The following is a 566-nucleotide window of genomic DNA, read 5'->3' on the forward strand; positions in this document are numbered from 1 at the left end:
CAATACGCGCACCAGGTGCGCCTCGTTGGTCGGTGGTTAAACCTGCGGCTAAGGCATTACTACCAGCATTGAGGGCGGGACTGGTGAGAGCAAGGGCGTGGGTTTGGGTGGGTCCGCCATTGTTGGCGAGGGGGAGGAGTTTGGGATCAACGCCGATGATGTTGTTGATGCCGGTAATGGTGGCTCCGGTGGAGTCTTCAATCAGGCTGTTAGTGGCAGTTATCGTTACGTTCGCTTGTAAATCCGGTGCGGTGGGGGCGGTGTTGTTGGCAATGATACTGTTCGTTAATGTGATGTCTTTGAACGCATACAAACCACCAGCACCACCACCAGCACTATTGCCACTCACTGTACTGTTCGTTAATGTGATGTTACCGTTGTTCGCAAACAAACCACCAGCACCACTACCAGCACTATTGCCACTCACTGTACTGTTCGTTAATGTGATGTTACCGTTGCTCGCAAACAAACCACCAGCACCAAAACCAGCACTATTGCCACTCACTGTACTGTTCGTTAATGTGATGTCGTTGAACGCAAACAAACCACCACCAGAACCACCAGCA

General features: G+C 51.6%; 1 protein-coding gene. It reads right to left on the reverse strand.

From position 1 onward, the window contains the following. A partial coding sequence (locus tag JUI58_RS04080; protein WP_275414302.1) for a choice-of-anchor Q domain-containing protein occupies positions 1-566 on the reverse strand: 566 nt, incomplete at both ends.

It is taken from the genome of Spirulina sp. CCY15215 (genome assembly GCF_016888125.1).
In the GTDB taxonomy this organism is placed as follows: Bacteria; Cyanobacteriota; Cyanobacteriia; order Cyanobacteriales; family Spirulinaceae; genus CCY15215.